We start from the raw sequence: 24741 nt of genomic DNA on the forward strand, positions 1-24741 counted from the left end.
CTGCTGCAGCCCTCAACCGGTTAACCCGCCTTAACCGGAACTGAGGCCCACAGATGAAAATCCTGCTGAAACTCACCCTCGCCACCACCCTCGCCTGCGCCCTGCCCGTCTTGGCCTGCACACCCGAGGAGGCCACCCTCAAGCGCGAGCAACTGGCCAAGGAAGTCACCAAGCTGACCGAACAGAACCCGGCCAAGGCCAAGGAAATCAACGACGAACTGCAGAAGATGGACCTGGGAACGGCCTCCAAGGACTTGCCAGACAAGTGCCAGTTGATCGATCAGCGGCTCAAGGAATTAGGCACGGCCGAGAAGAAAGCCGAAAGTTGAAGATAAAAAAACCCGGACATTGTCCGGGTTTTCATTGAGCTGACCGAGGCGCTTATTCAGCGGCCGGCGCTTCCGGCTTGCGGCGCTTGAGCGGGGCCATGCCGTCCTTGCTCACCAGGGAGTCGCTCTTGGGGCGGTTGACGCTCTTGCGTTTGGTCGGGGTCTTGGCGGCGACTTTTTTCTTGTCACCCTTGGCGTCGGTCTTTTTCTTCTTCACGCCGACTGCCTTGCCGGAGGCCTTGACCTTTTTCGGTCCGCCGTAGGTGCCCTTGACTTCCTTGATGGTGCGGCGCTCGAAGCTCTGCTTGAGGTAGCGCTCGATGCTCGACATCAGGTTCCAGTCGCCGTGGCAGATCAGCGAAATGGCCAGGCCATCGTTGCCGGCGCGCCCGGTACGGCCAATGCGGTGCACGTATTCGTCACCGCTGCGCGGCATGTCGAAGTTGATCACCAGGTCCAGGCCGTCCACGTCCAGGCCGCGAGCGGCGACGTCGGTGGCCACGAGGATTTTCACCCCGCCCTGCTTCAGACGGTCGATCGCCAGTTTGCGATCCTTCTGGTCTTTCTCGCCGTGCAGCACGAACGCCTTGTATTCCTGGGCCACCAGGCGGCCGTAGATGCGATCGGCCATGGCCCGGGTGTTGGTGAAGACGATGGCCTTCTGGTAGGTCTCGTTGGCCAGCAGCCAGTTGACGATCTGCTCTTTGTGCTGGTTGTGGTCAGCGGTGATGATTTGCTGGCGGGTGGTTTCGTTCAGCTGGCTGACCGCATTGAGCTGCAGGTGCTCAGGATTGTTCAGGACCTTGGCGATCATCTCGCGCAGGCCGGAACCACCGGTGGTGGCGGAGAACAGCATGGTCTGCTGGCGGTTGGTGCACTCGTCCACCAGGCGCTGTACGTCTTCGGCGAAACCCATGTCGAGCATGCGGTCGGCTTCGTCGAGCACCAGCACTTCGACTTCCTTGAGGTCAAGGTTGCCGGCGTTCAGTTGCTCGATCATGCGGCCCGGGGTACCGATCAGGATGTCCGGCACCTTGCGCAGCATGGCAGCCTGGACCTTGAAGTCTTCGCCGCCAGTGATCAGGCCGGACTTGATGAAGGTGAACTGCGCGAAGCGCTCAACTTCTTTCAAGGTCTGCTGGGCCAGCTCGCGGGTTGGCAGCAGGATCAAGGTCTTGATGCTGACACGGATCTTGGCCGGGCCGATCAAGCGGTTGAGGATCGGCAAAACGAATGCAGCGGTCTTGCCGCTACCGGTTTGCGCTGTCACCCGCAGGTCACGACCTTGGAGCGCCAGCGGAATAGCCGCTGCTTGCACAGGCGTTGGCTCGACAAATTTCAGCTCGGCCACGGCTTTGAGCAGGCGTTCGTGCAAGGCGAATTCGGAAAACACGGGTGCTACCTCGAAGAAATGCAAAAAAACAGCTGCATAGGGTACCGGTTTCGAGCGCTCAGGCCGAGTTTCTTTATACAAATGACGGTAAACAGTGGTTTTTTTGTTGCCCGATTTGTCCTCGAACGTAATACAAAGCGTCTTAAATGCTCTAATTGCCCCTCGTGTCCCACAGAAGAATCGTTTTAGCCCATGGATATCAAACAGCTCTGGCTCAACGCCCAAGACCTCTGGGGTGCCCTCGACCAGCATCCGCTCGTGCACGCCAGCCTGGCACTGATGGTGTTGTTGCTCATAGCCTTGGCCCTAGGACGAGTGGCGCGCTACCTGATCCTGCACGCCAGCAAAATACTCGGCCGTCAGCCGGCGCTGCACTGGATCAACGACTTGCGGCACAACAAGGTGTTCCAGCGACTGGCGCAGATAGTCCCGTCGCTGGTGATCCAGTTCGGCCTGCACCTGGTGCCGGAGCTGAACAAAACCGCGATGCTGTTTCTCGGCAACGTGGCGCTGGCGTTCACCATCCTGTTCCTGTTGCTGTCCGTCTCTGCCCTGCTCAACGCCCTGCTGGACATCTACGCGCGCACCGAGCACGCCCGCACCCGCTCGATCAAAGGTTATGTGCAGCTGGCGAAAATGGTGTTGTACGTGTTTGGCGCGATCATCATCGTCGCCACTTTGATCGACCGTTCACCGCTGTTGCTGCTGTCGGGTCTCGGTGCAATGTCGGCGGTGATCCTGTTGGTCTACAAGGACACCCTGCTGTCGTTCGTCGCCAGCGTGCAGCTGACCAGCAACGACATGCTGCGGGTCGGCGACTGGATCGAGATGCCACAGGTCGGTGCCGACGGCGATGTGGTGGACATCACGCTGCACACGGTCAAGGTGCAGAATTTCGACAAGACCATCGTCTCGATCCCGACATGGCGCCTGATGTCCGAATCTTTCAAGAACTGGCGCGGCATGCAGCAGTCCGGTGGCCGGCGGATCAAGCGCAGCCTGTTCATCGACGCCAGTGGCGTGCGGTTCATCCGCGATGACGAGGAGTTGAGGCTGTCCCAGGTGCATCTGCTCACGGACTACATCAGCCGCAAGCAGGCCGAACTCAAGGCCTGGAACGAAGCCCAGGGCAATGTTGCAGCGATGTCGGCCAATCGCCGGCGCATGACCAACATCGGCACTTTTCGCGCCTACGCGCTGGCCTATCTGAAGAGTCATCCGGAGATCCAGCCCAACATGACCTGCATGGTTCGCCAGATGCAGACCACCGCCCAGGGGATTCCGTTGGAGATCTACTGCTTCACCCGCACCACGGCCTGGGCCGATTACGAGCGGATCCAGGGGGATATTTTCGATTACTTGCTGGCGGTGTTGCCGGAGTTTGGGTTGAGCCTTTACCAACAGCCCAGCGGCACGGATCTACGCGCCGGCTTGCTGCCGGCGGTGTTGGGCGCGAGCCACATCCCCGAGCCTGAAAAACACGTCATGTAACAACACATTACCCTTGTAGGAGCGAGGCTTGCCCGCGAAGAGGGAGTGTCAGTCGACATCAATGTTGCCTGACATATCGCCTTCGCGGGCCGCTCCTACAAGGTTTCGCGTGCAGACGTCCGTTTGGCAACACCCAACCGGCTGATCCACACCGCCATCAGGATCACCGAACCACCCAGCAACAACCGTCCCAGCTCCTCATGCTGATTCCAGATCAGCAGGTTGATCAGTAACCCCACCGGTACATGCAGGTTGTTCATCACCGCCAGCGTTCCGCCATTGACCAGGCATGCGCCCTTGTTCCACCAGTACAGCCCGAGCGCGGTCGAGACCAGGCCGAGGAACAGCAGCACGCCCCATTGCAGCGCAGCTTCGGGCAGGAAATTGGATTTGCCGAACAACAGGAACGCCGGCAACGCCACCGCCAATGCGCCCAGGTAGAAATAACCGAAGCGCCGGTAATGCGGCAGGTCACTCGGATGGCGCGCGACCAGGTGTCTGTAGAGCACCTGGCCGGCGGCGTAGGTGAAGTTGGCCAGTTGCAGCAGCAGGAAACCCATGAAGAAGTCCGGGTTGATCCGGTCGTAGCGAATCACCGCCGCCCCCGCCACCGCCACCAGTGCCGCGACCAAGGCCCAGGGATTGAAGCGACGGTTCAGTGCGTCTTCGATCAGGGTCACGTGCAGCGGCGTGAGGATGGTGAACAGCAGCACCTCCGGCACCGTCAGCACACGGAAGCTCAGGTACAGGCAGACGTAGGTCACGCCAAACTGCAAGGCGCCGATCAGCAACATGCCGCGCATGAACGCCGGCTCCACGGAACGCCAGCGGGTCAGTGGGATGAACACCAGCCCCGCCAGCAGCACGCGCACCAGCACCGCGAAGTAGCTGTCGACATGCCCGGCCAGGTACTCGCCGATCAGACTGAAGGAAAACGCCTGGATAAGCGTGACAAAAAGTAGATAGCCCATGCTCGCCTCGTTTTGAATGGCGGCGAAGATAACGGGTTTTGCCGGTTATCGCGAACTGTCAAACGATACAAAAACCAAGGCAAAAAAAAGCCCGATCTCGCTAAAGCGTTCAATCGGGCTAGAGCACTCAGGAGCAACAAGTGCAAAGGGAGGTTCGATGCGCGTGCAGGCTAAGGGGTGCACGCCAGGTCACTAGATCATCCGGTGATTATCTGGCGATTAACGGCTCAGGCCACTTGAGAAAGCTTGGCGTTCGCCTGGTTCAGGCCTTTCTCCTGGAAGTCACCGCCCAGGTTCATGCCTTCGGCATGGATAAACGTTACGTCATGGATACCGATGAAGCCCATGACCTGGCGCAGGTAGGGTTCCTGGTGATCCGCAGTACTGCCGGCGTAGATCCCGCCGCGAGCGGTCAGCACATAAGCGCGCTTGCCACTGAGCAGGCCTTGCGGACCGGTTTCGGTGTACTTGAAGGTCACGCCGGCACGCAGCACATGGTCAAGCCAGGCCTTGAGGGTGCTCGGGATGGCGAAGTTGTACATCGGCGCAGCCATTACCAACACATCGGCGGCGAGCAACTCGTCGGTCAACTGGTTGGAGCGTTCCAGGGACAGTTGTTCGATGTCGCTGCGCTGATCGGCGGGCTTCATCCAGCCGCCCAGCAAATTGATGTCCAGATGGGGCACCGGGTTGACGGCCAGGTCACGAACGGTGATCTGGTCCTTCGGATGCGCGGCTTGCCACTGGGCGATGAAGGTCTGGGTCAGTTGACGGGACACCGAGTCTTGCTGACGGGCACTGCTTTCGATGATCAGAACGCGGGACATGGGCTGTAGCCTCCATCTGAGAATGCTGTAGGTCGATGGAGTGAAGGTTAAACAGCGCCATATCGATTAAAAAGCGCAAATAATTGCTATAACCGATCAATAAATTCGTTTATAAGCGGAGCATCAGCAATGAGCGTGCTCCGCTGAAGGTCATTTCGGCTTGCAGGTCATGGTGATGTACAGCTTGATGATCTTGCGGTTGAACTTGGCGGAAAGATCGGCACTTTTGCCGGCGTCGAGATTGATCCTGCGGGTCTTCGGCGATTCAGGACCGTTGCGAAACACCACCGCGCATTCGGCGGCGACGTCGCCGTAGTTGTTCACGGTGATCGAACCCATGTCGTAATCGGAGGCGTAGGTGGTGTAGTCGATCTTCAGTCCATTGAGCTCTTTCTGTACGTCGATCGGGTAAGCAAACGCAGTCAGCGGCAGCATTGCCAGTACCAAAAAACCGATTTTTTTCATTCAGCAGTCTCCAATTAGAACTGCGCAGCTTAGGACAAGAGGAGCCCATCATGAAAGCGCCCCGCGTGACCCTTGATCAATGGCGAACGCTTCAGGCCGTGGTCGACCACGGTGGCTTCGCCCAGGCAGCCGAGGCGTTGCATCGCTCGCAATCGTCGGTCAGCTACACCGTGGCGCGCATGCAAGACCAGCTCGGCGTGCCATTGTTGCGCATCGACGGGCGCAAAGCGGTCCTCACCGAAGCTGGCGGCGTGTTGTTGCGCCGCTCCCGTCAACTGGTGAAACAGGCCAGTCAGCTCGAAGACCTGGCCCATCACATGGAGCAGGGCTGGGAAGCCGAAGTGCGCCTGGTGGTCGATGCCGCCTACCCGAGCGCCCGGCTGGTCCGTGCGCTGACCGCGTTCATGCCGCAAAGCCGTGGCTGCCGCGTGCGCCTGCGTGAGGAGGTGTTATCGGGGGTGGAAGAGGTACTGCTCGAAGGCGTTGCCGACCTGGCCATCAGCAGTTTCAGCATTCCCGGTTTCCTGGGCGCGGAACTGAGCGACGTCGAGTTCGTTGCGGTCGCCCATCCGGAACACCCCTTGCACCGGCTCAATCGCGAACTGAATTTCCAGGACCTGGAAAGCCAGCTGCAAGTGGTCATCCGCGACTCCGGTCGCCAGCAGCCCCGGGACGTCGGCTGGCTCGGTGCCGAACAACGCTGGACCGTCGGCAGCCTGGCTACCGCCGCCACTTTCGTCGGCAGCGGCCTGGGCTTCGCCTGGCTGCCAAGGCACATGATTGAACGGGAACTCAAGGAAGGTACGCTCAAGCTGCTACCTTTGGACCAGGGCGGCAGCCGTAACCCGAGTTTTTACCTGTACTCGAACAAGGACAAACCGCTCGGCCCGGCGACGCAGATTCTGATCGAGTTACTGCGCACGTTCGACACCGCCCCCCTGGATGCACCGTTCGCCGCCCCAGAACAAGCCTGACACGGAGGTAACGCATGGCCTATTTCGAACACGAAGGTTGCAACCTGCACTATGAGGAATATGGCCAGGGCACGCCGTTGCTGCTGGTCCACGGCCTGGGGTCCAGTACCCTGGACTGGGAGGAACAGATCCCGACGCTGGCCACCCGTTACCGGGTGATCGTCCCGGATGTACGCGGCCACGGTCGCTCCGACAAACCCCGCGAGCGCTACAGCATCGCCGGTTTCAGCGCCGACCTTGTGGCGCTGATCGAGCACCTGAACCTGGGACCGGTCCATTACGTCGGGCTGTCCATGGGCGGCATGATCGGCTTTCAACTGGGCGTGGATCAACCGCAGTTGCTCAAGAGCCTGTGCATCGTCAATAGCGCACCGCAGGTCAAGTTGCGCAGCCGCGACGACTACTGGCAGTGGTTCAAACGCTGGAGCCTGATGCATGTACTCAGTCTTCACACCATTGGCAAAGCCCTGGGTAGCAAACTGTTCCCCAAACCCGAGCAGGCGCAATTACGAGAAAAAATGGCCGAACGCTGGGCAAAAAACGACAAACATGCTTATCTCGCCAGCTTCAATGCCATTGTTGGCTGGGGGGTTCAGGAACGACTATCGAGAGTGTCCTGTCCAACCCTCATCGTCAGCGCCGACCGTGACTACACACCGGTTGCACTGAAGGAAAACTACGTAAGACTGCTGCCCAATGCGCGGCTGGCAGTGATCGCAGACTCGCGTCACGCCACCCCGCTGGACCAGCCCGAACGCTTCAACCAGACACTGCTCGAGTTTCTTGCCGCAGTCGATACCACCACACTCAGGATCACTGACCCATGCTGAAAAAAATCGCCCTCGCCGCTGGCTCCGTTCTATTCGCCGCCAACCTGATGGCGGCAACGCCTGCCAAGGCGCCGCACGTTCTACTGGAGACCACCAACGGCCAGATCGAAATCGAACTGGACCCGGTCAAGGCCCCGATCAGTACCAAGAACTTCCTTGAGTACGTCGATAGCGGCTTCTACAACAACACCATTTTCCACCGCGTGATTCCGGGCTTCATGGTCCAGGGCGGTGGTTTCACTCAGCAAATGCAGCAAAAAGAGACCAAGGCACCGATCAAGAACGAGCACAAGAACGGCCTGGTCAACGTGCGTGGCACCTTGTCCATGGCCCGTACCTCGGTGCCAGACTCGGCCACCAGCCAGTTCTTCATCAACGTCAAGGACAACGATTTCCTCGACCAGGGTGATGGTTATGCGGTATTTGGCAAAGTGGTCAAGGGCATGGACGTCGTGGACATCATCGTCAATTCGCCAACCACCGTGCGCAGCGGCATGAAGGATGTACCCGCAGACCCTGTGTTCATCAAGTCGGCCAAGCGCATCGACTGAGACTAAGCTGGACAAGGATGTCCGAGCCGTTGCCGGTGTTCGCCGGCAACGCTCAAACCGTTGAAGGAGAGCCCGTTCGCGGGCGAATAACCGATGCTTTATCGCCGCTTTGAAAAACTGATCGACGTGTTTCGCGACGCCCCGACGGCCGCACCGCCGGATCGCGTATTACCGTTCTATACCTACTACCTCAAGCAGGTCTGGCCCAGCTTCGCCGCCCTGCTGCTCGTCGGCCTGGTTGGCGCCCTGATCGAAGTGGCGCTGTTCAGCTACCTGAGCCGCATCATCGACCTGGCCCAGGGCACGCCCAACGCCGACTTTTTCAAGGAACACGGCCTTGAACTGACCTGGATGATGGTGGTGGCGCTGGTCCTGCGCCCGGTGTTCGTCGGCCTGCATGACCTGCTGGTGCACCAGACTCTCAGCCCCAGCATGACCAGCCTGATCCGCTGGCAAAACCACAGCTACGTGCTCAAGCAGAGCCTGAATTTTTTCCAGAACGACTTCGCCGGGCGCATCGCCCAACGCATCATGCAGACCGGCAACTCCCTGCGCGATTCGGCGGTGCAGGCGGTGGATGCGCTGTGGCATGTGCTGATCTATGCCATCAGCTCGCTGGTGCTGTTCGCCGAAGCCGACTGGCGCCTGATGATCCCGCTGCTGACCTGGATCATCGCTTTCATCAGCGCACTCTATTACTTCGTGCCACGGGTCAAGGATCGCTCGGTGGTGGCCTCCGATGCGCGCTCCAAACTCATGGGACGGATCGTCGATGGCTACACCAACATCACCACCCTGAAACTGTTTGCCCACACCAACTTCGAGCAGCAATACGCCCGCGAAGCGATCAAGGAGCAAACCGAAAAAGCCCAGTTGGCCGGTCGCGTCGTCACCAGCATGGACGTGGTCATCACCAGCATGAACGGTCTGTTGATCGTCAGCACCACCGGCCTGGCCCTGTGGCTGTGGACGCAGTCGCTGATCAGCGTAGGCGCCATTGCCCTGGCCACCGGACTGGTGATCCGTATCGTCAACATGTCGGGCTGGATCATGTGGGTGGTCACCGGCATCTTCGAAAACATCGGCATGGTCCAGGACGGCCTGCAAAGCATTTCCCAACCGGTCAGCGTCACCGACCGTGACCAGGCCAAACCGCTGGCGGTGGCCCGTGGCGAAGTGCGTTTCGAAAATGTCGATTTCCACTATGGAAAGCAGAGCGGGATCATCGGCGGGCTCAACCTGACGATCAAACCCGGCGAGAAGATCGGCCTGATCGGTCCGTCCGGCGCGGGCAAGTCGACCCTGGTCAATCTGCTGCTGCGCCTCTACGACGTCGAGGGCGGGCGCATCCTCATCGACGGCCAGGACATCGCCGACGTCAGCCAGGAAAGCCTGCGCGAACGCATCGGCATGATCACCCAGGACACGTCCCTGCTGCATCGCTCGATCCGCGACAACCTGCTTTACGGCAAGCCCGACGCCACTGATGCCGAACTCTGGGAAGCGGTGCACAAGGCCCGGGCCGACGGCTTCATTCCCACCCTGTCGGACGCCGAAGGCCGCAGCGGTTTCGATGCCCATGTCGGGGAACGCGGGGTGAAGCTTTCCGGTGGCCAGCGCCAGCGCATCGCCATCGCCCGCGTACTGCTCAAGGACGCGCCGATCCTGATCATGGACGAGGCCACGTCGGCACTGGACTCGGAAGTCGAAGCGGCCATCCAGGAAAGTCTCGAAACCCTGATGCAAGGCAAAACCGTGATTGCCATCGCCCACCGGCTCTCGACCATCGCCCGGATGGACCGTCTGGTGGTGCTGGAAAACGGCAAGATCGCCGAAACCGGCAGCCACGCCGAACTGCTGGCCCATGGCGGTTTGTATGCGCGGTTGTGGCAGCACCAGACAGGGGGTTTTGTCGGGATCGATTAGGCCTTTTACCGATAAAAGACCGCCACGCTCCTCACCACGGGCGCTGGCGGTTTTTTTATGCGTACTGGAACTTTGGAAAAACAGTGCTGTACTCAGCCAAGGTTCTGGAGGTGGTTTTGCAGTCCATCTGCTGGATGCACAACGCAGCGAAATCTCGAAAGGACACTCTCTCATGTCTCTGTTCAAACGTTCCGCTACAGAGTTGGTAGGTACCTTCTGGCTGGTGTTGGGTGGTTGCGGCAGTGCGGTGCTGGCTGCGGCTTTCCCGGATGTCGGTATCGGTTTGCTGGGGGTTTCCCTGGCGTTTGGCTTGACGGTGCTGACCATGGCCTTCGCCATTGGCCACATTTCCGGCTGCCACCTCAATCCGGCGGTGTCGCTGGGGTTGGTGGTCGGCGGACGGTTTCCGGCCAGTGAACTGCCGGCCTACATCATCGCCCAGGTGCTTGGCGCGGTCATCGCGGCCGCCCTGCTGTACTTCATTGCCAGCGGCAAGCCCGGTTTCGAACTGGCGTCAGGCCTGGCATCCAACGGCTTCGGCGAACACTCCCCCGGTGGCTATTCGATGGCGGCGGGCTTTGTCTGTGAGTTGGTGATGACCGCCATGTTCATCCTGATCATCCTTGGCGCCACCGACAACCGTGCGCCAGCGGGGCTTGCGCCGATTGCCATTGGCCTGGCGCTGACCCTGATCCACCTGATCTCGATCCCGGTCACCAATACCTCGGTCAACCCGGCACGCAGCACCGGCCCCGCGCTGATCGTTGGCGGCTGGGCCATTCAGCAACTGTGGATGTTCTGGGTCGCGCCGCTGCTCGGTGCGGTCGTCGGCGGCGTGCTGTATCGCTTCCTCGGCAAGGAAAACAGCTGACCGACAGTACGGCGAAGATCAGCCTTGCCGGTAAGGCAAGGCGGTCTTCGCCTCATCCGCGTAGGCCAATACGCCAATCCGCTCTTGCTGCAGAAAGTCCTTCACGGCCGCTTTCAAGCCCGGATGGCGCAAGTAATGCCAGGAGTGCGTGATGACCGGTTCGAAACCGCGAATCAACTTGTGCTCGCCCTGCGCGCCGGCATCGAAACGCGCAAAGCCATTGGCAATCGCGTAGTCCATGCCCTGGTAGAAGCACGTTTCGAAGTGCAACCTATCGAATTCCGCCAGGCAGCCCCAATAGCGCCCGTAAAAACTGTCACCGCCGACCAGGCTGAACGCCATTGCCACGGGACGCGAGCCTTGCCTGGCCAATACCACCCGAATCGATTGCGGCATGCGCTCGGCCAGCAGGCTGAAAAACGCCCGCGTCAGGTAGGGCCTTTGCCGGCGCACGGCGTAGGTATTGGCATAGCAGGCGTAGACGAAATCCCACAGCGACTCGGTCAATTCCCAGCCTTCGAGCCATTCAAAATCGATACCCTGCCCCGCCACTTGCTCGCGTTCCTTGCGCATCTGCTTGCGTTTGCGCGAACTCAGGGCGTCGAGAAAATCCTGGAAATCCCGATAGCCACGGTTTTGCCAGTGGTACTGACAACCGATGCGCTGCAACCACCCCGGTTGTTCGGCCAGCGCGGCGTCGGTGAACGGGTCAGTGAAGTTGATGTGGGCACTGGAGAGTTGTTCGATCTCAAGATAGCCCGGCAGACTCTTGAGTAATTCGAAACCGTCCTCCACCCGGCTCGCCAGCAAGCGCGGGCCGCTGACCGGGCTGAACGGCACGGCCGTCAGCAGCTTGGGGTAGTAATCGATGCCCGCGCGTTCGCAAGCATCGGCCCAAGCGTGATCGAACACGTATTCGCCATAGGAATGCCATTTGCGGTAGCTGGGTAACGCCGCGATCAGTCGATCACCGTCCATGTGCAATAAATGCTCGGGTTGCCAACCGGAATGAGGCCCGACGCTGCCGCTGTCTTCCAGCGCGCCGAGAAACCCGTGACGCAGGAATGGCTGATTTTCGGGTACCAGCGCGTCCCAGGTTTGCGGGTTGATCTCGGACAGACTTTGCAGGCGTTGCAACGGCATCACCATCCTCACTCTTCATGGTGTGAAAGCCTGGCGAGTATCGCCTATCGGTGTGCATTGCACACGTTCAATTCGACCATGGCGCTCTGGATCAAGGGTCCGCAAAGGTTTGGCATCGTCACAGACATGCCATCACTCTGCCACTGCCTTGTCATAAACCATCGCGATACTGGCGCCTGTTTTTAGAGCGCCGGGTTATATCCGGCCACTGTTTTCCGTCCACCCCATGGTCGGTTGTGCCCAGGATGGTCCAGCCATCCACTCTCATCTTCGGAGATTGATATGCGTCTTGCTTCCACGAAAACTGCGGCGGCCTTGTGTGGCGGCCTGTTGCTGGCCATGAGTGTTCCTGCCAGCGCCGCAGTCGACGCCAAACTGCTCGACATGCTCAGGGCTAACGGTTCGATTACCAACGCCCAATACAGCGAATTGCAAGCCGAGTTGGCAAGGGATCAGAAGGAGCAGCAAATCGCTCGTCAGGCCCAGCAAGAGACCAACGAGCAGATCGCGGCCACCGCGAAGAAAACCAATGAGCTGAGCACCTTCGACCAGAAGCTGGCGTGGGCGGCCAAGACCCAATTCAAGGGCGACGTGCGTTTCCGTCAGGAAAACGTCCACAACGATGGCGTTCCCAACAACAAGGACCAGGATCGTCAGCGCATTCGTGCCCGCTTGGGTGCGTTCAGCGAGATCAACCCACAGGTGGACACCGGCATCCGTATTGCCACCGGCAGCAACGACGATGCTCGTTCCACCAATCAGGACCTGAACAACTACTTCGACAAGAAGCAGATCTGGCTGGACCTGGGCTATGTCGACTACCACCCCGACGCCATCAAGAACCTGCACGTGATCGGCGGCAAGATGCTGCAGCCGTGGGTGAGCATGGGCGACATCATCTGGGATAGCGACATCAACCCCGAAGGCCTGGCCCTGACTTACAAGTATCCGCTGGGCAATACCGAACTGTTCGGCAGTGCCGGTCACTACACGCTCAAGGACAACGTCGATGGCGAGGGCGTGCAGTTCAAGCATGACTTGCGCCTGTACGCTGGCCAGTTGGGTGCGCGTTTCGCCATTACCGACAACCTGAAATTGACCGTCGGCGGCAGCCTCTACAACTACGACAACGACGAAGACAGCACCTGCACCGCCACCACCACGCCATGCGCACTGGCGGTCAATGGTAACAGCCCGGGCGAAGAGTTCCGCCTGTGGGAAGGTTTCAGCCAGATCGACATCGGCGGCCTGCCAATGCCGCTGTCGCTGTACGGCCAGTACGTGCACAACGCCGAAGCCAGCAACAATCAGGACACTGGCTGGCTGGCCGGCGTCAAGACCAAGATCTATGGCTTCGGCCTGGACTACAACTATCGCGACGTGCAGCAGAACGCAGTGGTGGGTGCCTTCACCGACTCCGACTTCGCCAACGGCTTCACCGGTTCGCGCGGCAGCAAGCTGAAAGTCAGCTACGAGCTGGACAAGAACTTCACCCTGGGGGCGACGTACTTCATGGCGACTTCCGACTACACCAACGCCAGCGTCAACCTGAAAGACTCCGACATCAACACCCTGCAACTGGATGCCGAAGCGAAGTTCTGATGCTCCCGCTACACGACTCCGGCACGGATGCCTGAGCCCCTTTACAGCCTGGCGTTGATCTATCGGTCCCCATCATCCTCCGATAGTTCAGCGCCGGGCTGTTTCTATTGGTGCACAAAAAAAGATCGCAGGCTGCGCCAACTCCTGCAGGGTTATGTAGTCCCCTGCAGGAGCTGACGCAGGCTGCGATCTTTCCAGCTACAGCGAAAAATCAGCGCTTGCGCAGCAGCACGCTACCAATCGAGTAACCGGCACCGAACGAGCTGAGCACCGCCAGCGAGCCGGCGGCCAGGTCGTCCTGGTTTTTGTGGAACGCAATCACCGAACCTGCCGAACTGGTGTTGGCATAGGTATCGAGAATCACCGGTGCTTCCTGCTCGGTAGCTTCACGCCCCAGCAGCTTCCTGACGATCAGGTGGTTCATGCTGAGGTTGGCCTGGTGCAGCCAGAAGCGCTTCACGTCGTGGACGTTGAGTTGATTCTCTTCCAGGTGCGCAGCGATCAGCTCGGCGACCATCGGGCAGACTTCCTTGAACACCTTGCGGCCTTCCTGCACGAACAGTTTGTCCTTGGCACCGATGCCCTCTTCCGCGGCGCGGTTGAGGAAGCCGAAGTTGTTGCGGATGTTGTTGGAGAACTGGGTCAGCAGTTTGGTGCTGACAATGTCGAACTGGTAACGGGAGGTAGCGAGGTCAGCGCGCTCGATGATCACCGCGGTCGCGGCATCGCCGAAGATGAAGTGACTGTCGCGGTCGCGGAAGTTCAGGTGACCGGTGCAGACTTCCGGGTTGACCATCAGTATCGCCCGGGCCTGGCCCAACTGGACGCTGTTGGCCGCGGCCTGGATGCCGAAGGTGGCCGAGGAGCACGCCACATTCATGTCGAAACCGAAACCCTGGATACCCAGCGCTGCCTGGACTTCGATGGCGATGGCAGGATAGGCGCGTTGCAGGTTGGAGCAGGCGACGATCACGCCGTCGATGTCAGCGGCGGTTTTGCCGGCGCGCTGCAAGGCTTGTTCGGCAGCGCCAATGGCCATCTGGCAGAGCACCGACCATTCGTCGTTGGAACGCTCCGGCAAGCGTGGCGCCATGCGTTGCGGGTCGAGAATGCCTTCCTTGTCCATGACAAAGCGACTTTTGATACCAGAGGCTTTTTCGATGAACGCTGCGCTGGACTCGGTCAACGCCTCGACTTCACCGCGAGCAATGGCTTGGGCGTTGTCGGCGTTGAATTGAGCGACATAAGCATTGAAAGACTGCACCAGCTCTTCGTTGGAGATGCTGTTGGCCGGGGTGTACAGGCCGGTGCCGCTGATGACGACGTTATGCATGGTCGTGTCTCTAATCTGTTCAGGCAGAAAGCATTGGTACAAGCGTACCAATGCACAAAGGGTCTATTCCCATCCGGGTACGCAAACCTGGCATCGCTTTATTCCGACCTGCCCGCGGCGGCGAAGGCTCAAAACCGCGGGGCCGGCGTTTATAGGCGCGAAGTTTGCCATAAACCTAGGGTTTTGGCGCCTTTTTGCTGGATAACCCACCTGTTAGAGACACTACAGCAACCTGTGGGAGCGAGCCTGCTCGCGAAGGGGCCATCAAACTCAACATCAATGGTGACTGACACACCGCTTTCGCGAGCAGGCTCGCTCCCACAGAGGATCAGGGTTCGACCTGGCTCCATTGCTTGCTCAGGCGCTTGTCGGAGATCGGCACCTTGGTCCCCAACTGCTGGGCAAACAGTGAAACCCGGTACTCCTCCAGCCACCAGCGGTACAACTCCAGCTGCGGATCGCGCTTGCCTTCCTGGGCGTGTTTGTTGGCGCGGGTCTGGTATTGCGTCCAGAGGCCGGACAACTCGCCGCTCCAGACCCGGTCCCGTTGTACCTGGGCGCCGATTTTTTCGAAACGCTGTTCGATGGCCTTGAGGTAGCGCGGCAGTTCCTTGAGCCACTGCATCGGCGTTTCCCGGACAAACCCCGGATACACCAGATGGCTGAGCTGCTGCTTGATGTCGTTCAAGGCCACGGCTTGCGCCAGGTCGATCTTGCCCTTGAAGCGTTTTTGCAGACCGTGCCAGTGCTTGAGGATTTCCAGGGTCAGCCTGGCCACGCGTTCGGCATGTTCGGTCCAGGCGCCGCGCTTGCGTTCGGCCAACGAAGCCAGCCCGGCACCATCGCGTGGCAGCGGGTCTTCACCGTCGAGAATGCAGCTGTCGAGGCTGGCCAGCAGAATGTCTTCGACCAGCGCATCGACACGGCCCATGTCGCGATACAGCAGGCCCAGTTCGGTCAGACCCGGCAGCTTGCCGCGCAGGAACTTCGCCGGCTCCGCCAGTTGCTGCATCAGCAGGCGCTGCAAGGCGCGGCGATGCTGGAACTCGGCTTCGGCGGGGGTCGAGAAACGTCCTTCCTTGACCGTTCCCGCCTCTTCCACCAGCGCCGGATAGACCGTCATCGACAAGCCGGCGATCTTCTGTTGGGTTTTCTCCGCCACGGCGGCAAACACTTTCGGCTCCACCGGCTGCTGGCTTTTCGCGGTTTGCGGCACGGCCAGGGCGGCCTGGCTGGCTTCGGCGAAACGCGCGGTCAGTTCGGCCAGGTCGCGCCCTTCACCGAGGAACTTGCCCTGAGCGTCGACGATCTCCAGGTTCATCCGCAGATGGCTTTCGACCTGCTGCGCCGCCTCGCTCCAGGCTTCATCGCTGACCCGAGCGCCGGTCATGCGCAGCAGCTCGCGACCCAAGGCCTGGGGCAACGAGCCTTCGGCGAAGGTCATGCGCTGCAACGCGGCCTTGACGAAGTCCGGCACCGGCACGAAATTCTTGCGCAAAGCCTTGGGCAGGTTGCGCACCAAGGCAATGCACTTGGCTTCGATCAGCCCCGGCACCAGCCATTCCAGGCGTTCCGGCGGCAGCATCGGCAACAACGGCGCCGGCACACGCAGGGTCACGCCGTCGCGCGGGTGGTTCGGTTCGAAGTGGTAGCTGAGAGCCAATTCCAGGTCGCCGATGTGCAGCGTGTCCGGGTAATGCAGGGCGGTGACTTCACTGGCTTCGCGGGCCAGCACGTCCTCTTCGCGCATGATCAGCAGTTGCGGGTCTTTCTGACTGTTGATCCGGTACCAGCTGTCGAACGTCGCGGTCTGGTGAATCTCTGCCGGCAACCGCGCATCGTAGAAGGCATACAGGGTTTCTTCGTCAGCGAGAATGTCGCGACGGCGGGCTTTGGCTTCCAGTTCGTCGAGCTGTTCCAGCAACTGCTTGTTGGCCGTCAGGCACTTGGCTTTCGACTGAATCTCGCCACGCACCAGTGCTTCGCGGATGAACAATTCGCGGGACACCACCGGATCGACCGGGCCGTAATGCACCGGCCGACGGCCGACCACGATCAGCCCGAACAGGGTGATCTGCTCGAAGGCCACGACTTGGCCACGCTTCTTCTCCCAATGGGGTTCGAAGTGGTTTTTCTTGATCAGGTGCCCGGCCAGCGGCTCTATCCAGTCGGCATCGATCTTGGCCACCATCCGTGCATACAGCTTGGTGGTTTCCACCAGTTCAGCGGTCATCAGCCACTGCGGGCGTTTCTTGCCGATGCCCGAGGACGGGTGAATCCAGAAACGCCGCTGACGCGCGCCGAGGTAATCGCCATCTTCGGTTTTCTGGCCGATCTGGCTGAGCAACCCCACCAGCACCGCTTTGTGCAGTTTCGGGTAATCCGCCGGCTCTTTATTGAGGCTCAGCTGCATGTCGCGGCAGATCAGGCTCAATTGGCGATGGGAGTCGCGCCATTCGCGCAGGCGCAGGTAATTCAGGAAATTCTTGCGGCACCAGTTGCGCAGCGGGCTGGCGGTCAGCGCCTGGCGCTGCTCTTCGAAACCGCGCCAAAGGTTGACCAGCCCGGCGAAGTCCGAATCGGCATCTTTCCATTGTGCGTGAGCCTGATCCGCCGCTTGCTGGCGCTCCGGCGGACGTTCGCGCGGGTCCTGGATCGACATGGCACTGGCGACGATCAGCACTTCCTGCAGGCTGCCGAGCTTGGCCGCTTCGAGCAGCATGCGGCCCATGCGCGGGTCCACCGGCAGCCGCGCCAGTTGGCGACCAAGCGGGGTCAGCTGACTGTTGCGGTCCACCGCCGAGAGTTCTTGCAGCAGGTTGTAGCCGTCGCTGATCGCCTTGCCATCCGGCGGCTCGATGAATGGGAAAGCGCTGACCTCGCCGAGGCGCAGGTGCAGCATCTGCAAGATTACGGCGGCGAGGTTGGTGCGCAGGATTTCCGGATCGGTGAATTCCGGCCGCCCGAGAAAATCTTCTTCGCTGTACAGGCGCACGCAGATGCCCGGCTCGACCCGTCCGCAGCGACCTTTACGCTGGTTGGCGCTGGCTTGGGATATCGCTTCGATGGGCAGGCGCTGGACCTTGGCGCGGTAGCTGTAGCGACTGATGCGCGCGGTGCCGCTGTCGATCACGTAACGGATGCCCGGCACGGTCAGCGAGGTTTCCGCGACGTTGGTTGCCAGCACCACGCGACGACCCGGGTGCGACTGGAAGATCCGCTGCTGTTCGGCCGGCGACAGGCGTGCGTACAACGGCAGGATCTCGGTGTGCTTGAGCTGGGCCTTGCGCAGCATGTCGGCGGCGTCGCGAATCTCGCGCTCGCCGGGCAGGAACACCAGCACGTCACCGGGGCTGCGGCGTTCGCTGCGCTCATAGGCGGCGATTTCGTCGAGGGTGGCGAGAATCGCCTGATCCACCGTCAGGTCGTCCTCGACACGGTTGCCTTCCTCGTCCTGCTCCAGGGTCAGCGGGCGATACCACGTGTCCACCGGGAAGGTGCGACCGGAGACTTCGACAATCGGCGCATCGTCGAAATGTTTGGAGAAGCGCTCCAGGTCGATGGTCGCCGATGTAATGATGACTTTCAGGTCCGGGCGGCGCGGCAGCAGGGTTTTCAGGTAGCCGAGCAGAAAATCGATGTTGAGGCTGCGTTCGTGGGCTTCGTCGACGATGATCGTGTCGTAGCGTTCCAGGTAGCGGTCGTTCTGGGTTTCCGCCAGCAGGATGCCGTCGGTCATCAACTTGACCAGGGTGTTGGCATCGCTCTGATCCTCGAACCGCACCTGATAGCCGACCAGCGCGCCCAACGGCGTGCCGAGTTCTTCGGCAACCCGGGCGGCCACACTGCGTGCGGCAATTCGGCGCGGCTGGGTGTGGCCGATCAGGCCATGCTGGCCGCGGCCGATTTCCAGGCAGATCTTCGGCAACTGAGTGGTTTTACCCGATCCGGTTTCGCCAGCAATGATCAGCACCTGGTGCTTGAGCAGGGCCTCTTTGATTTCGTCACGCTTGGCGGCGATCGGCAGGCTGTCGTCATAACGAATCACCGGCAGGCTGGCGCGGCGGGCCAGCACCTGGTCACAGGACGCCTGCATCCGCGCGACCCACTGGGCCAGCTTGGCCTCGTCGGGTTTCTTGCGCAGCTCAAGCAACTGCCGCCGCAGCCGGTGGCGGTCGGCAAGCATGGCGTGATCGAGGTTTTTCAGCAGTTTGTCGATGGAGGGCGATTCGTCGGTCATCGGGTACGCAATTCAGTCGTCTAGTGGCGCAGGTTGGCGATTGTCGCAGATTTGCACCGCCGTGTGATCGTTGCCACGCTCTGCGCCCGCGCTAGGGACGCGGAGCGTCCCGGGCTGCATTCCCACGCAGAGCGTGGGAATGATCAGAATGTCACTCGGTATCATGGCCTTTGCGGCGGTACGGGAACACATCGATCACCTTCCCCGCCCGGATCGCCTCTTGCAGGCTTTTCCAGTAGTCGGCGTTGTACAACTCGCCATGCAGTTGATCGAACAACTTGCGCTGCCCCGAATCGGCAAACAGGAACGGCGGAAATTCTTCAGGGAACACATCCAGCGGTCCGATCGAATACCAGGGCTCGGACGCCATTTCGTCTTCCGGTGTACGCGGCTCGGGAATGTGGCGGAAGTTGGCCTCGGTCAGGAAGCAGATCTCGTCGTAGTCGTAGAACACCACGCGACCGTGACGGGTAACGCCGAAGTTCTTCAGCAACATGTCACCGGGGAAGATGTTCGCCGCCGCCAGTTGCTTGATCGCCAGGCCGTAATCTTCCAGGGCCTCGCGCACCTGCGCGTCGTTGGCGTGTTCCAGGTACAGGTTCAGCGGCGTCATGCGCCGCTCGGTCCAGCAGTGACGGATAAGCACGGTGTCGCCTTCCACCGACACCGTGGACGGCGCGACGTCCAGCAGTTCTTCCAGGCACGCCGGGTCGAACTTGCCCAGCGGGAAGCGGAAGTCGGCGAACTCCTGGGTGTCAGCCATGCGCCCGACCCGGTCGACGCTCTTCACCAGCCGGTATTTCTCGATCACCGTGGCGCGGTCGACGTTTTTCGACGGCGAGAAGCGGTCCTTGATGATTTTGAACACCGTGTTGAACCCCGGCAGGGTAAACACGCTCATGACCATGCCGCGCACGCCGGGGGCCATGATGAACTGGTCGTCGGTGTTGGCCAGGTGGTTGATCAGCGCCCTGTAGAACTCGGATTTGCCGTGCTTGTAGAAACCGATCGAGGTGTACAGCTCGGCGATGTGCTTGCCCGGCAGGATGCGTTTGAGGAAGCCGATGAACTCCGCCGGCACCGGCACATCGACCATGAAATACGAACGGGTGAACGAGAAGATGATCGACACGTCCGCTTCGTCGGTGATCAACGCATCAATCTGGATGCCGCGCCCCTCGAGGTGCAGCAGCGGGATTGCCAGCGGCCATTGCTCATCGGCGGTGTAGATGCGCCCCACCAGGTAGGCGCCTTTGTTGCGGTAGAGCACCGAGGAAAACAGCTCGACACTGAGCTCCGGGTCCTTGCAGACCCAGTCCGGCAGGTTCTCGCGCAGTTGCGCTTCAAGGCGGCGCAGGTCGCCGGGCAGGTCGGCGTATTCCTCGCTGAAGCGATAATCGGCAAAAATGCTCGCCAGCATGCCCGCCAGCTGGCCCTGGGGTTTGTAGGTGCGGGTTTGCGCGGCGCGAGCCCGGCGCAGACTCGGCCGGGTGGTGTGGATGAACATGCAGCCGTCGCTGATCAGGTCATGGCTGAACAGCCCGCAGAAAATCGAGTTGTACCAGGTCTCGGACAATTCATCGTCGAAGCGCAGGTCGATCAAGGCAATGTACGCGCTCTTGACCAGCGGCCAGCAACTGACGTCCAGGGTGTCACTGTCGAACGCGATGCGCAGCCGCTCCACCGTCTCGCTGACTTTTTCTTCGTAGAGATTGATCCGCGCGGCCGACGCGACCTGCGTCTCCTGCCACTGTGCCTGCTCGAAGCGGGCCCGCGCGCCGTCGGTGATCTGCCGGAAATGCTCGCGGTAATCGTCAAAGCCATCGAGGATCATTCGGGCGATATCGGCGGCTGGCCATTGCTGCGGCATGGTGAGACCTCTGCGGGAATTCGTGAGCCCTGAGCTTAGCCAGTGAAGCGGGTGCAGGAGAAGTGTAATTTTGCGCCCGGGTTATTTGCCCGTTTTCCGGTTGCCATCGATCAGCCGCTCGGCAACACTCTCGTCCCCATCAGGAAGGAGAACGCTGTGAACCCCGTCGATATTGTCCGTTTACTGTCACTGGCGGCCATCTGGGGTGCGAGCTTTCTGTTCATGCGCATCATCGCCCCGGTGATCGGCACGATTCCCACGGCGTTTTTCCGCGTCTCGATTGCCGCTACCGGCCTGTTGCTGATCCTTGGGCTGATGCGCATCAGCTGGGATTTCAAGGGCAAACTCAAGACCGTGATGCTACTCGGGGTGATCAACTCGGGGATTCCGGCCACCCTGTACTCCGTGGCCGCCCAGGTGCTGCCCGCCGGGTATTCGGCCATTTTCAATGCGACCACGCCGCTGATGGGCGTGCTGATCGGCGGGATGTTCTTCCATGAACGGCTCACCGCCGCCAAGCTCGGCGGGGTATTCCTTGGCTTGTTCGGTGTTGGCGTACTGACGCGCGCAGGCCCCGTGGCGTTCGACCTGCAATTGCTGATGGGCGCCCTCGCCTGCCTGCTCGCCACCACCTGTTACGGCTTCGCCGGGTTCCTTGCCCGCCGCTGGCTGGATCAGGCCGGTGGCCTCGACAGCCGTTTGTCTGCGCTGGGCAGCATGCTCGGGGCGACGTTGTTTCTGTTGCCGCTGTTCGGCTATAGCGTGATCAGTCAGCCGCCGGCCAGCTGGGGTGGCTGGGATGTCTGGTTGTCGTTGCTGGGATTGGGGCTGGTGTGTACCGCGCTGGCGTACATCGTTTACTTCCGTTTGCTCAGCTCGGTCGGGCCAGTGAGGTCGATGACCACGACTTTCCTGATCCCGCCGTTCGGGGTGTTGTGGGGCGCGATGTTGCTGGATGAGCCGTTGTCGATGGCGCACATCTATGGCGGGGTGTTGATTGCGGCAGCGTTGTGGTTGGTGTTGAAGCCGGCTGCGGTGAAACCGGGCTTGGTGGCTGGCCGGTAGGATTGTTGCGTTTTGGATGAAGCCTTCGCGAGCAGGCTCGCTCCCACATTTGATCCGGGTGTTCACACATCATGTGTTCACCGAAGATCCCTTGTGGGAGCGAGCCTGCTCGCGAAAGCGGCAGGTCAGACGCTACAAGGCTGAATCACTGACCTCCCCATCCACCAACCGCCGAATCCCCAACGGATTGGCGTCCTGCAACGCCTCGGGCAACAACGCATCCGGGTAATTCTGGAAGCACACCGGCCTCAGGAATCGATCGATCGCCAAGGTCCCTACTGACGTCCCGCGCGAATCGGACGTCGCCGGATACGGCCCGCCATGCACCATGGCCTCGCAGACCTCGACCCCGGTCGGATAGCCGTTGAGCAGGATCCGCCCGACCTTCTCTTGCAGCAATTCAGCCAGCCAGCGGTACTCCAGCAATTCGTCCGCCTCGCCAATCAGCGTCGCCGTCAATTGCCCGCGCAGGCCTTGCAGCGCCTGCGCCAACTGCGCACGGCTCTCGACTTCGATAACGATGGTAGCCGGCCCGAACACTTCTTCCTGAAGCAGTTCATCGCCCTTGAGCAGCAGGCTGACATCGGCCTTGAACACTTGCGGCTGCGCCTGATTGCCCTGTTGCGGCTTGCCCGCCAGGTGGGTCAGCCCCGGATGTTCGTGCAGCTCGCCCAGGCCTCGGCTGTAGCTGGCCAGTGCGCCGGCATTGAGCATGGTTTGCGCCGGTTGCTGGTTCATGCTCGCGCAAAAGGTTTCGAGAAAGGTGCTGAACTGCGGCGAGCGCAGGCCGATGACCAGGCCAGGGTTGGTGCAGAACTGCCCACAGCCCAGGGTCACCGAACCGGCAAGCTGCGCCGCGATCTGTTCACCGCGCACGGCCAGCGCCTCGGGCAGCAGGAACACCGGGTTGATGCTCGACATCTCGGCGAACACCGGGATTGGCTGCGGCCGGGTCGCCGCCATGTGGCTCAAGGCATTGCCGCCCTTGAGCGAACCGGTGAATCCCACGGCCTGGATCGCCGGGTGCTTGACCAGCCACTCACCGACGCCACCGCCGTAGATCATGTTGAACACCCCGGCGGGCATTTCCGTTCGCTCGGCGGCGCGAATGATCGCGTCCGCCACCCACTCGGCGGTTGCCATGTGCCCGCTGTGGGCCTTGAACACCACCGGGCAACCGGCGGCCAGGGCCGAGGCGGTATCGCCACCGGCGGTGGAAAACGCCAACGGAAAGTTGCTGGCACCGAACACCGCCACCGGCCCCAGGGCAATGCGGTACTGCCGCAGGTCCGGACGAGGCAAAGGCTGGCGATCCGGCAATGCGCGGTCGATGCGCGCGCCGTAGAAATCACCGCGACGCAGGACCTTGGCGAACAGGCGCAACTGGCCGCTGGTGCGACCGCGTTCACCCTGGATACGTCCGGCTGGCAACGCAGTTTCGCGGCACACGGTGGCGACGAAGTCATCGCCCAGCGCATCGATTTCATCGGCGATGGCGTCGAGGAAGGTCGCGCGTTTTTCTGCACTGAGGTTGCGGTAGATCGGGGACGCCGCAGCGGCGGCCTTGGCAGCGGCATCCACCTCGGCTTCGGATGCCTGGAAGAAGGTGCCAGGCAAAGGCTCACCGCTGGTGGCGTCGAGGCTTTGCAGTTGCACGTTGCCGTTGGCGCTGCGGCGGCCGCCGATGTAATTGTGTCCAAGTATCGTGGTCATTGCGGATTCCTTGATCGATTACAGACCTGTAGGAGCCGGCTTGCCGGCGAAGCCATGGCACGGCAAACATCAACGTCGCGTGAAAAATCGCTTTCGCCGGCAAGCCGGCTCCTACAGGGGTTAAAGCGCTCGCACCTGACCGATAGCCAGCGGCTGGGCACTTTCGCCAATGCCGTTCACCAGCGGCGCTCCGAACTCATCGAGGCTGATCTGGAAGCGATCCCCCGGCTGGGTCTTGATGCCATCGGCAAACGACAGCGTGGCGGTGCCGAAGTAGTGCACATGCACATCACCGGGACGCAGGAACTGAGCGTACTTGAAGTGGTGGAATTCGAGGTTGGCCAGGCTGTGGCACATGTTGTCTTCGCCACTGAGAAACTCCTTTTCCCAGATCGTCTTGCCATCGCGCTTGATGCGGCTGGTGCCTACCAGATGCCTGGGCAATTCGCCGACGCGCAGCTCCGGGCCAAAGGAGCAGCAGCGCAATTTCGAATGGGCGAGGTACAGGTAGTTGCGCCGTTCCATGACGTGGTCGGAGAACTCGTTGCCCAGGGCAAAACCGACTCGATACGGCTGGCCGTCGTCGCCGATCACGTAGAGCCCGGTCAATTCCGGTTCTTCGCCGGCGTCTTCGGCAAAGGGCGGCACCGGGAAGTCGGCGCCAGGACGCACGACGATGCTGCCGTCGCCCTTGTAGAACCATTCCGGCTGCGCACCGACCTGACCGGCCGCTGGCTTGCCGCCCTCCAGGCCCCACTTGAAAATGCGCATGGTGTCGGTCATGGCGGTTTCCATGGCACCTTCCTGCTGGTGCATTTTATCCCGCGTCGAGGCGCTGCCCAGGTGGGTCAGGCCGGTGCCGCTGATCAGGCAATGGGCCGGGTCTTCGTGATCCAGCGGCGGCAGCACCTGGCGCTGCTGCAACAGCTGGGCGTATTCCGGGCCCGGCTCGGTGCCGCGCAGGGCGACTTCTTCCTGCAGGCTGTGTTTGCCGCGGATCGCAGCGAGTGCCAGTTCACGGGTGCTGTGGGTGCCCTTGAGCACCAGGACCTGTGCCCCGTCGACCAGCCCGACCTGGCGTTCGCCGGCAGTGTTTTCAAATTGAATCAGGCGCATGTCGGCCTCCGCAAAGTCATGGACGGCGCCG

At 61.0% G+C, this 24741-nt stretch carries 18 protein-coding genes and 1 pseudogene; 9 read left to right on the forward strand and 10 right to left on the reverse strand.

The genetic code is table 11. The features are described 5' to 3' along the window. Nucleotides 1-53: 53 nt before the first annotated feature. Complete coding sequence (locus tag BKX96_RS13105; RefSeq protein WP_046816824.1) at nt 54-329, forward strand: hypothetical protein; 276 nt, start codon at nt 54-56, stop codon at nt 327-329. 52 nt (nt 330-381) lie between these two features. Here BKX96_RS13105 and BKX96_RS13110 read toward each other — a convergent pair whose 3' ends face one another. Next, nucleotides 382-1722: a DEAD/DEAH box helicase gene (locus tag BKX96_RS13110; RefSeq protein ID WP_046816823.1), complete on the reverse strand. Its 1341-nt coding sequence runs from the start codon at nt 1720-1722 to the stop codon at nt 382-384. A 192-nt stretch (nt 1723-1914) separates the two neighbouring features. Between BKX96_RS13110 and BKX96_RS13115 the strand changes: the two genes are divergently transcribed. Then, complete coding sequence (locus BKX96_RS13115) at nt 1915-3213, forward strand: mechanosensitive ion channel family protein (RefSeq protein WP_046816822.1); 1299 nt, start codon at nt 1915-1917, stop codon at nt 3211-3213. Between the two features lie 95 nt (nt 3214-3308). Here the strand turns inward: BKX96_RS13115 and BKX96_RS13120 are convergent, their stop codons facing one another. The 3 genes from BKX96_RS13120 to BKX96_RS13130 all read right to left on the reverse strand — a co-directional run bounded on the left by BKX96_RS13120 (nt 3309) and on the right by BKX96_RS13130 (nt 5476). Next, nucleotides 3309-4184, reverse strand: coding sequence for a carboxylate/amino acid/amine transporter (locus tag BKX96_RS13120; RefSeq protein ID WP_077184121.1), 876 nt, complete (start codon nt 4182-4184; stop codon nt 3309-3311). Between the two features lie 227 nt (nt 4185-4411). Further along, on the reverse strand, nt 4412-5011 hold the full coding sequence (locus BKX96_RS13125) for an FMN-dependent NADH-azoreductase (RefSeq protein ID WP_046816820.1): 600 nt from the start codon (nt 5009-5011) through the stop codon (nt 4412-4414). A gap of 150 nt (nt 5012-5161) precedes the next feature. Beyond that, a complete protein-coding gene (locus tag BKX96_RS13130) occupies nt 5162-5476 on the reverse strand; it encodes a hypothetical protein (RefSeq protein ID WP_046816819.1) in 315 nt (104 codons plus the stop codon). Nucleotides 5477-5526: 50 nt separating this feature from the next. Between BKX96_RS13130 and BKX96_RS13135 the strand changes: the two genes are divergently transcribed. The 5 genes and pseudogenes from BKX96_RS13135 to aqpZ all read left to right on the forward strand — a co-directional run bounded on the left by BKX96_RS13135 (nt 5527) and on the right by aqpZ (nt 10628). Next, nucleotides 5527-6450 carry a PA3225 family LysR-type transcriptional regulator gene (locus BKX96_RS13135; protein WP_046816818.1) on the forward strand — a complete coding sequence of 308 codons (924 nt, stop codon included), beginning with the start codon at nt 5527-5529 and terminating at the stop codon, nt 6448-6450. Nucleotides 6451-6464: 14 nt separating this feature from the next. Further along, a pseudogene (locus tag BKX96_RS13140) lies at nt 6465-7270 on the forward strand (alpha/beta fold hydrolase). A gap of 3 nt (nt 7271-7273) precedes the next feature. After that, nucleotides 7274-7831: a peptidylprolyl isomerase gene (locus BKX96_RS13145; protein WP_046816816.1), complete on the forward strand. Its 558-nt coding sequence runs from the start codon at nt 7274-7276 to the stop codon at nt 7829-7831. A gap of 93 nt (nt 7832-7924) precedes the next feature. After that, nucleotides 7925-9757: an ABC transporter ATP-binding protein gene (locus BKX96_RS13150; protein WP_046816815.1), complete on the forward strand. Its 1833-nt coding sequence runs from the start codon at nt 7925-7927 to the stop codon at nt 9755-9757. A gap of 172 nt (nt 9758-9929) precedes the next feature. Next, nucleotides 9930-10628: an aquaporin Z gene (gene aqpZ, locus BKX96_RS13155; RefSeq protein WP_046816814.1), complete on the forward strand. Its 699-nt coding sequence runs from the start codon at nt 9930-9932 to the stop codon at nt 10626-10628. A gap of 18 nt (nt 10629-10646) precedes the next feature. On the opposite strand, the gene BKX96_RS13160 is transcribed toward aqpZ, so the two are convergent. Beyond that, on the reverse strand, nt 10647-11771 hold the full coding sequence (locus tag BKX96_RS13160) for a GNAT family N-acetyltransferase (protein ID WP_077184521.1): 1125 nt from the start codon (nt 11769-11771) through the stop codon (nt 10647-10649). 282 nt (nt 11772-12053) lie between these two features. On the opposite strand from BKX96_RS13160, the gene BKX96_RS13165 reads away from it, so the two are divergent. Further along, nucleotides 12054-13373 (forward strand): putative porin, encoded by a 1320-nt coding sequence (locus tag BKX96_RS13165; RefSeq protein WP_046816813.1) that lies wholly within the window; start codon nt 12054-12056, stop codon nt 13371-13373. 211 nt (nt 13374-13584) lie between these two features. Here the strand turns inward: BKX96_RS13165 and BKX96_RS13170 are convergent, their stop codons facing one another. The 3 genes from BKX96_RS13170 to aceK all read right to left on the reverse strand — a co-directional run bounded on the left by BKX96_RS13170 (nt 13585) and on the right by aceK (nt 20816). Continuing rightward, on the reverse strand, nt 13585-14706 hold the full coding sequence (locus BKX96_RS13170) for a beta-ketoacyl-ACP synthase III (RefSeq protein WP_077184122.1): 1122 nt from the start codon (nt 14704-14706) through the stop codon (nt 13585-13587). A gap of 328 nt (nt 14707-15034) precedes the next feature. Further along, entirely contained in the window at nt 15035-18946 is a 3912-nt protein-coding gene (gene hrpA, locus BKX96_RS13175; RefSeq protein ID WP_077184124.1) for an ATP-dependent RNA helicase HrpA, read from the reverse strand. Between the two features lie 151 nt (nt 18947-19097). Further along, nucleotides 19098-20816 carry a bifunctional isocitrate dehydrogenase kinase/phosphatase gene (aceK, locus tag BKX96_RS13180; RefSeq protein ID WP_046816810.1) on the reverse strand — a complete coding sequence of 573 codons (1719 nt, stop codon included), beginning with the start codon at nt 20814-20816 and terminating at the stop codon, nt 19098-19100. A gap of 156 nt (nt 20817-20972) precedes the next feature. Here aceK and BKX96_RS13185 point away from each other — a divergent pair, with 156 nt between their 5' ends. Beyond that, nucleotides 20973-21881, forward strand: coding sequence for a DMT family transporter (locus BKX96_RS13185; protein WP_046816809.1), 909 nt, complete (start codon nt 20973-20975; stop codon nt 21879-21881). A gap of 132 nt (nt 21882-22013) precedes the next feature. Here BKX96_RS13185 and BKX96_RS13190 read toward each other — a convergent pair whose 3' ends face one another. Beyond that, nucleotides 22014-23594, reverse strand: a complete 1581-nt coding sequence (locus BKX96_RS13190) for an aldehyde dehydrogenase (NADP(+)) (protein ID WP_077184126.1) — start codon at nt 23592-23594, stop codon at nt 22014-22016. A gap of 120 nt (nt 23595-23714) precedes the next feature. Continuing rightward, nucleotides 23715-24710 carry an AraD1 family protein gene (araD1, locus tag BKX96_RS13195; RefSeq protein ID WP_077184128.1) on the reverse strand — a complete coding sequence of 332 codons (996 nt, stop codon included), beginning with the start codon at nt 24708-24710 and terminating at the stop codon, nt 23715-23717. Nucleotides 24711-24741: the final 31 nt, after the last annotated feature.

The organism is Pseudomonas putida (genome assembly GCF_001976065.1).
In the GTDB taxonomy this organism is placed as follows: domain Bacteria; phylum Pseudomonadota; class Gammaproteobacteria; order Pseudomonadales; family Pseudomonadaceae; genus Aquipseudomonas; species Aquipseudomonas serbica.